The following is a 2,040-nucleotide window of genomic DNA, read 5'->3' on the forward strand; positions in this document are numbered from 1 at the left end:
GTCCAGCACAGCGGTCCACGAGGTCCGTCCAGTCTCCAGGGCCGCAACGAAGGAATAGGGCAAGCCGAGAATCATCTGGTCCGCGTTGCGGCCTCGCCCGTAAACATGGCAGAACAGCAGGTCCGGGCTGGTAGGGGCATCGGGCCGCAGCCAGTTGCTCACATCCACCGCGAGGACGATCCGCCCGTCGGCCGCCCTCGGCAGTGGTGTGGAGGCGGGCAGCCGCCGCAGGCGGCGCGGCTCCAGCCAGCCGTGGTTGACCGCGTCGTACATCGCCCCGTGCCCGCGCCGGTGCTCGGCCGCCAGCGTCAGCTCGACCAGCGACCTGACCGGACCGTCCGCACACAGCACCGCGTCGCTCACGTCGAAGAGCGCATCAGCACGGGAGTAAAGGCAGTCGCAGAACTCGACACGAAAGCGGGAAAACACGCCCAACGCCTCGCGTCCGGACACCTCAGCAGACAGACTCATACACAGCGGCCGTTCTCTGGTTCTTCGTGACTCGACATCTCGAAGCGTGGAGAACGGCCGCCTCCGCTGCCACGGGAAACACCGCAGATCAGCAGGTCGGGTGACGAGCGAGGTTAAACAAAAAGCTAATTTTTCGGACATGTGCTGGGGCCCTTGGTGTCATGGCCGGCGGCGGTGGGGCAGGGGTCTGGCACTCGTGTTTGCGCTCCGGGGTGCTGTTCAGGGGGTGGAGGCGGTGAGGAAGCGGTGGTCGGTGAGGACTTGGAGGGATCCTGCGATCTGGGGTCCGTTTTTGAGGCCGTTGGGGGGGAGGGGCGGGATCTGGGAGTTGAGTTTGTGCTGGGCGGTGTTGAGGAGGTCGATCTGCCCGGGGGTGAGGTCCTGGGGGATGTAGAGGACGGAGATGCTGTTGATGCTGATGGTGCCGTCGGGGGGCTGGTGGCCGATGACGGGGAGGGCGGAGAGGTCTGCCTGGACGGGGAGGTAGATCTGGGCTGTCCACAGGTAGGTGCCTGGGCCGGTCTCGCAGAAGAGTGCCGCGGCGGTGATGCCGTGGGAGGTCTGGCCGGAGAGGGAGAAGGAGTGGTGGTCGGTGCCGCCTGCGTCGGTTTCCTTGTGGTAGTCGAGCTTGATGTCGTTGATCTTGAGGGCGTTGAGGGCGGTGGAGGTGTCGAGGCCGAAGCCGGTGAGGATGTCGGCGAGACCGGTGCCGGTGCCGGTGTCGTCGGTGGTCTGGGCGGTGGCGTGGAGGGTAAAACCGTCGGAGGTGTCGACGGTTCCGGTGATGTCCAGGGACTTTCCGCTGCCGGGGGGGCCGATGGGGACGGACAGGGTTGCGCCGAGGGGGCTCCAGTTCTGTGAGTGGGCGGCGTAGGCGGAGAGGGTGAGGCCGAAGGCTTCGAGCTGTCCGGTGAGGATGACGTCGCTGATCGTGGTGCCGTTGCCTTCGGCGGTGAGGGCGAGGGGGCTGAATCTGGTGTGGGGCAGCGTCCACAGCGACTGGGGGCCGAGGGTTGCGGTGAAGGCGTAGTCGTGGGTTATGAGGTTGGTGGTGAACTGGATCGCGGCGGGAGCGACATGGGACAGGGGGAGGCCTGCGGTGTAGGGGCTGGCGAAGTTGCTGATGGTGCTGGAGCTGCCGCCCTCGAGGGCGGCTGAGGCGGTGAGCTCAAGGTCGGGGACGGTTATGGAGGCAGTGAGGCTGATCCCGTTGAGGACGGTGGCAGAGGCCGCGAGAAGGAAGTCGACGTGAGGAGTGGCGGTGCTGAAGTCGGCGCCGAACTGGGCGCTGAGGCCGTTGAGGGTGATGACACCCGGGATGGGGCTCCAGTCTGCCGTGTCTAGGGAGAGGAAGCCGGAGACGAAGGACCAGGCGGGGGTGGGGCGGACGTGGAGGTAGGCGTGCAGGGAGTCGAGGTGGACCCGGCTGGCGGCAGGGACCTGGGGCGGCAGGTCGAAGCTGTGGGTGGTGGTGTTCTTGAAGAAGGCGGTGAGACTGGCCAGGTCCGCCAGGGAGGCGAAGGACAAACCGGTGAATGAGCCGTCGACGCAGAGGAGGCCGTCCTGGGC

The 2,040-nt window shown here is 66.7% G+C and carries 2 protein-coding genes; both read right to left on the reverse strand.

Annotation, left to right across the window (positions count from 1 at the left end):
• Positions 1–471: transposase (locus tag ACFVX9_RS39635; RefSeq protein ID WP_387987139.1), on the reverse strand; the 471-nt coding region annotated here is incomplete at its 3' end.
• Positions 472–690: 219 nt separating this feature from the next.
• A partial coding sequence (locus tag ACFVX9_RS39640) for a hypothetical protein (protein ID WP_387987142.1) occupies positions 691–2,040 on the reverse strand: 1,350 nt, incomplete at its 5' end.

Source organism: Kitasatospora sp. NPDC058243 (assembly GCF_042882025.1).
In the GTDB taxonomy this organism is placed as follows: domain Bacteria; phylum Actinomycetota; class Actinomycetes; order Streptomycetales; family Streptomycetaceae; genus Kitasatospora.